This window comes from Serratia sp. 506_PEND, from assembly GCF_001076875.1.
GTDB lineage: Bacteria > Pseudomonadota > Gammaproteobacteria > Enterobacterales > Enterobacteriaceae > Serratia > Serratia marcescens.
The window spans coordinates 2,943-8,851 of the sequence record NZ_JVEL01000371.1; the positions used below are offsets into that span (position 1 = coordinate 2,943).

Here is a 5,909-nt window from a genome sequence, read left to right on the forward strand (position 1 = left end):
ACGTCCATTGGCAGGCGGTGCGAAAGAGGATATTTTCCCAAGCAACGACAACGCCGCTCTGAATGTCAAGTTACCCAGCGTAATCCCTTTTTTCGCCAACCACTCGCGTTCAAAATAGCGCGGCTGCCTATCGGCATCTATCAATATATTTGAAGGAATTGCATCTAAATAGGTGGACGGGAGCATAGTGTGTTGGGTAAATTCATCATAGTGTATTCCTTCTCCTTTTAAGCAGATCTCCAGGCACTCGATGTAATAACGAAAATAACCAGCAACTTGCTCAATATCCCACCCAGGTGTCGTCACGATTTTGATGAACTCTATGGGTAGAGGAACGCCTTTTATATATTTTTCAAAACCATCTAATTTAAAATCAACAAAATCATTCTCAATCGCTCCACCAGGACTCAGCAAATGACGTTTGACCTTAATTTCCCCATTCTCGTCTTTGTTGAATACCGTTTCCTTATAGAACGGCGAGTAACGCTCGCTACCATAATGGATAGCAAGTAAGTCCTTATCAATAAACTCACTCGACTCGTCACTTGCCACCATCAAGAAAGAGTTGCTGAGTTCGCAAGCTAAATTGTTTTTAAAAACAATTGGCCAAGCCAACTCGAGTACAAAATTTAACTTCTCCGGCAATTGCATATCAGCACGCACAGATTGCGCAGCAAAAACAGAAGCATCAAAGTTTGGGTCGCTAGCGCCGTTAGATGTCACAACGGAAACGGGGAGTTTATAATCAGGGAACGGCAACAATGTTTCGACCGTCTGCAAACCAACGCTTACGAGTTTCTGCTTCAGGATGTGGTGCCCGAAAGTTTCTGCCTGTTCTTTCGTATAACGTCCTTCAATACCATACATCACCTGGCCCAGGTGATCTTCTCGTGCTCCGGAGAAATATTTCAAGCCAAGCTGGTTTTCTATCGCAATGATCAACTTTCCGCCGGGTTTAAGGCGCTTTTTGATTTTTTCAAGCATGCTTACTGCGCTGTCTTCACCTTGACTGAACAGGTTGGAATACTCGAGCACGCCAATCAAAGTGATCACATCAAAGAGCACATTACTCTCGAAATCATCAAATCGTTCGCTGACTACGGTAACATTGTCCAAGCCAGCCGTCCTGGTTCTGGCAATCGCGGCGCGTCGCAAGCTTCCCTCTAATGCGACCACCTCGCACCCCATTTCGCCTAAAAACCGCGTGATAGCCCCGCAACCTGCACCGACTTCCAAAACCTTAGCACCTGGTTGAAGGATGGATTTTAGCGGCCGTAACAGATTCGAACGCAAACTAGAGAAATGGTAAGTCGTTACCCAATCTGTGCATTGAGCTTTGAGTTCCGCAGAAGATACACTTCGATCTTGCGTATTTTGTATAATGCTCAATAACAAATTTTCCTGAGTATCTCCATCACTGTAGGGGATACCTGCATAATCTGGCTTTGCCCAAATGCCCGTGTTTTCACGGAAAGCATAAATATTTTTATCTAAAAGCATAGTTATCTACCGGAAGGTGGGTTAATGTCAAAACTCAACTCTAAATCTGCAATGCCCGAAAAAGAATCAACGGAGGGCACCAAAAAGTGAATGACATCATATCTTCGATCATGTGGAATGACTTCGTTACTCATCATTGAGGCAATGCCGAGAGAAATGAAATAATCTCCTGCACCTAACTTATTTGAAAATTCGAATTCTACGACGGAATAGCTCCCAGCAGCCCCATGCTTCAAGGTGTTTTCATTATTCAAAAGATGGGAGTTTGTATTATAAACAGTTTGACCTTCTTTCGTCTTAATGGCAAAACCAATAATAGGATTATGGACATCCCGCTCAAAACGCATTGAGCATCTGATCTTTACTTTTTCTGCGGAGTAAATTGTCGTCGGATTCAATCGTTCTCCAACACAAACTTGGTAATCAAGCCAAGCCGCTGCTCCATCACCCCAACGATATTCATTCTTATTATAATTGCTTTTATCGCTGAACTTGTCGCATTCGAAATTAAGCGTTTCTTCCGTAGCCAGCGGAGTTTCAACAGCGTTTCCAACTGAGGGGATGACTACGCCATTCTGCGCACTTTGCTGACTCTTGCCAAAAAGAATATCCATGTATTTATTGACTGCAATCTTCGGCGTACCCTGATACAATTTTTCACCGGAGTTCAATAACACAGCGCGATCGCAGTGAGTGACGATTTGTTCTCCGGAGTGCGTCACCAACAGAATACTGGTTCCGTTATCTTTTAACTGGCGTAGACGATCAAAACATTTTGCCTGAAACTTGGCATCCCCCACAGCCAACGCCTCATCGACAATCAAGATATCTGGATCCACCTGTGCCTGAACTGCGAAGGCCAATCGCACTACCATTCCGCTGGAATAGGTTTTTACCGGCTGATGGATAAATTCACCGATATCAGCAAATGCAGCGATTGCATCTAATTTACTCTCGGTTTCTTCCTTGCCAAGGCCCAAAATCGCCGCATTGAGATAAATATTCTCTAGCCCGGTAAACTCCGGATTAAAGCCTGAGCCGAGTTCCAATAGAGCGGCAATACGCCCTTTCGTACTTATTGCTCCGCTGGTCGGTGTCAAGGTACCGCAAATGATTTGTAATAATGTCGATTTCCCGCTGCCATTTTTACCAATCAAACCAACAGTTTCCCCTTTGTTAACCTCAAAGGAGACACCTTTTAATGCCCAAAATTCTTTGTAATAATTATTTTGTTCACGCCCGAACATATGATTTATTCTTGGCAAAATGAACTGCTTCAGTCTGTCATGTGGGTTATTGTAAACATAAAAACATTTTTTTATGTCCTGAATGCTTATGGCAACGTTATCAGAGGACATCAGCAAATCCCTTTCTTGTTTTTTGGAAAACAACGAACCCAAACCATGCGAATACAGCACATCCTATAAGATAGCTAACGTACACGCTTAATGAAGGAATTGTCCCCCAATAAAAGATCTCTCTAAACTGCGAAATCGCAGGAGCCAGTGGGTTAATATTCAATAATGGTCTATATTTCTCTGGGATTGCTGTTATGGGATAAAATATAGGGGATAAAAACATCAACGCAGTGACAAAAATAGAGATCATTTGCCCGACATCTCGCAAAAAAACGCCTAATGCAGACAATAACCAACCGACCCCGAGCACAAAGGCGAATAAGGGGAGAATAAATATTGGAAATAGCAACACCGTCGGGTGTGGTAAACCGACCTCTATAAGATAAAAAATCAGCCATACAATGATGCTGATACAAGCATGAAATAATGCAGAGGCTGCATTGACGATCGGTAATATCTCTAAAGGGAATATTACCTTCTTAACATAGTTGACGTTAGACAGTATCGTTCCAGGTGCCTTAATCGCGCATTCACTGAAAAAATTGAACACAATAAGTCCAGCGAACAAAACTAGCGCAAATTCAGCCTTTGATGTGCTTTCTACACTCCAGCGTGCATTAAATATAAAGCTAAAAACGAATGTATAAACTATGAGCATGAAGATAGGGTTGAAGAAAGACCATAAGATGCCAAATAGAGACCCCTTATAGCGCCCAGTAATTTCTCGTTTCGTCAAGTTAAATATCAGCTTGCGGTGTCGAAAGAAAGTCGCTGCAATCTCCCGCGGTGATGAGCTAAACGAATTTTGCATCAAAAAACCTATTTAATTTTCTTATCTATAACGCTTCGCTACCCAAGCGTTGTCTCATTCCTTCGCGGCATAACTGACAATGTCATTTAATGCTGCCTGCCAATCGCTTGGCACGATGCCAAAGATTTCGTGGATTTTATCGCAGTTGAGCATAGAATTGGCTGGCCTTTTGGCCGGTGTTGGGTAATCACTGCTGGGGATCGGATTGATTTTAGTCAGATGAGAGGTGATACCGCACACATATGCCCGTTGCATGATTTGCTCAGCAAATCCCGCCCAATTGATATAGGGAGCGCCAGTAAAGTGATAGACTCCCCAGGCAGAGAAATTCTTGTCGCAAACTTTCCCCGCGATGAGTAATAAAGCTTCCGCAATATCGCCCGCATAGGTTGGCCCACCAAATTGGTCGCCAACAACGTTGAGCTCAGTTCTATCCTGTGCGAGACGAATCATCGTCTTCACGAAATTGCCCCCATGAGCACCAAATACCCAGGCTGTTCGCAAAATGATATGTTTCGGGCAGGCCTCTGCAGCCGCTATTTCGCCGGCAAGCTTACTGGCACCATACACCCCCGTTGGTCCCGTTTCATCCCGTTCGCAATAGGCAGCTTCCTGCTCCCCCTGAAAAACATAATCTGTTGATATATGTAAAAATTTTGAATTAAATGTCTGAGAGGCACGGGCTAGATTCGCAACACCGTCACGATTTATCTTGTAGGCCTGATCGCTATCCATCTCTGCACGATCAACTGCAGTGTAGGCAGCGGCATTGATAATCACATGGGGAATAAATGAATTAACGACTTTTTCTACCTGCTCCATGCAAGTGATATCAAGCGCTTGACGATCCAGAGCTAAAACTTCCCACGTTTTCGGTGCTCGCAGAACCAGTTCTTTACCAACCTGCCCCGCACTACCCACTATCAAAATTTTCATCATGATGACCTGATAAATTTGCTCACTGTGACATTGATATGGCCGCAAATCACGGCGCAATAAAATATTATTTGCTTTGCTGAAGATCCATTAGGTATTTTCCTAGTTTATCTTTCTCAGAGAGCAAAGGCGCCTCAATCGGCCATTCGATTCCCACAGTCGGATCATTCCAAATCAGACAACCTTCTGATGCCGGATCGTAATAGTCCGTACACTTATATTCAAAATCGGCGATATCTGATAGAACGACAAAACCGTGCGCCAAGCCTGGCGGCACCCAAAACTGGGTTTTGTTTTCTTCAGACAAAATGACACCCTCCCACTGACCAAATGTCGGCGAGCCGGGACGAATGTCGACAGCGACGTCAAAAACCTCGCCGCGCACAACACGGACCAGTTTCCCCTGAGGGTTCTGCGTCTGGAAGTGTAAGCCTCGTAACACACCTTTCGAAGACCGCGAATGATTATCCTGAACAAAATCCAGGTCAATATCGAGCATCTCCTGATAACGTTTTTTCTCGAATGTTTCTAAAAAGAATCCTCGAGCATCGCCGAATACTTTTGGGAGGATTGTTTTGACACCTGCAATTTTACTAGAAATAACATTCATTTTTACTAATCCAATAGCTTAATAGATATTAATATATCTTAACATTTTTCCATTATCTGTGTGAGTAGCTATCCTACCCCGCCTATCGCCGATAACATCATTGCGAGTCAGACTCGCCGCCTATGACAGGCATACATTGTTACCCGAGAAAGCAAGCTGTCAGGAATGCCAAAAGAAGACAGACAAATAATTTATTTTCATTTAAAATCAATAGGATAGAAAAATCACCTTCGTCAAAGCACGCTACCGCCCTTGGCTCACAGCAACCAATAGCTGAATTGCACCACTCGCAATACCCCCCAAGCTTAAGCCGGGCAGCCTTAACAGATACTAAACCACACTTTTTGTCCAAGCCTAATGTACGGCACCCAAAGCACATTCGGCAAAAAAACTCGGCCCATATGGTATCATCATCTGTCCGAAAAGGCCCTCAGATTATCTGCCTTCTTAGCATGACATTAAAGTGATTGCTTAATAAATATTCATATAATACATATGGTTGATGATTATAAGAAAATGTGAGTCGGTAAATGTTTAGGCATGTGCAACTCGGAAAGTAGCCTACATCTTACAGAAATACTGAATCTGTTCATTGAACACACTAACGGGCACGCCATCTGGCAGGATGAATGTCTTTGCAATCATCTCCTACCTGGCATCGCAATGGTAGCCCACTCTGCCTTTACTACCTCGC

5 protein-coding genes are annotated in these 5,909 nt (G+C 43.6%); all 5 read right to left on the reverse strand.

Annotated features, from left to right (window positions below; genetic code table 11):
- Positions 1 to 1,500, reverse strand: a 1,500-nt coding sequence (locus tag ADK28_RS12380; protein ID WP_152929694.1) for a class I SAM-dependent methyltransferase, incomplete at its 3' end; no start/stop codon positions are given.
- Between the two features lie 2 nt (positions 1,501 to 1,502).
- Complete coding sequence (locus ADK28_RS12385; RefSeq protein WP_048795785.1) at positions 1,503 to 2,858, reverse strand: ABC transporter ATP-binding protein; 1,356 nt, start codon at positions 2,856 to 2,858, stop codon at positions 1,503 to 1,505.
- Positions 2,848 to 3,669, reverse strand: coding sequence for an ABC transporter permease (locus ADK28_RS12390; protein WP_048795786.1), 822 nt, complete (start codon positions 3,667 to 3,669; stop codon positions 2,848 to 2,850). Before ADK28_RS12390 ends, ADK28_RS12385 begins: the two co-directional genes overlap by 11 nt.
- 54 nt (positions 3,670 to 3,723) lie before the next feature.
- On the reverse strand, positions 3,724 to 4,608 hold the full coding sequence (rfbD, locus tag ADK28_RS12395; RefSeq protein ID WP_048795787.1) for a dTDP-4-dehydrorhamnose reductase: 885 nt from the start codon (positions 4,606 to 4,608) through the stop codon (positions 3,724 to 3,726).
- A 64-nt stretch (positions 4,609 to 4,672) separates the two neighbouring features.
- The gene (gene rfbC, locus ADK28_RS12400; RefSeq protein WP_048795788.1) at positions 4,673 to 5,215 is read right to left on the reverse strand and encodes a dTDP-4-dehydrorhamnose 3,5-epimerase; all 543 of its coding nucleotides are present in this window, start codon (positions 5,213 to 5,215) and stop codon (positions 4,673 to 4,675) included.
- Positions 5,216 to 5,909 lie beyond the last annotated feature (694 nt).

Excerpts from the sequence above, each read along its gene's own strand:
- rfbD (WP_048795787.1), bottom strand. The coding sequence starts at position 4,608 with ATGATGAAAATTTTGATAGTGGGTAGTGCGGGGCAGGTTGGTAAAGAA.
- ADK28_RS12390 (WP_048795786.1), bottom strand. The coding sequence starts at position 3,669 with ATGCAAAATTCGTTTAGCTCATCACCGCGGGAGATTGCAGCGACTTTC.
- ADK28_RS12385 (WP_048795785.1), bottom strand. The coding sequence starts at position 2,858 with ATGTCCTCTGATAACGTTGCCATAAGCATTCAGGACATAAAAAAATGT.
- rfbC (WP_048795788.1), bottom strand. The coding sequence starts at position 5,215 with ATGAATGTTATTTCTAGTAAAATTGCAGGTGTCAAAACAATCCTCCCA.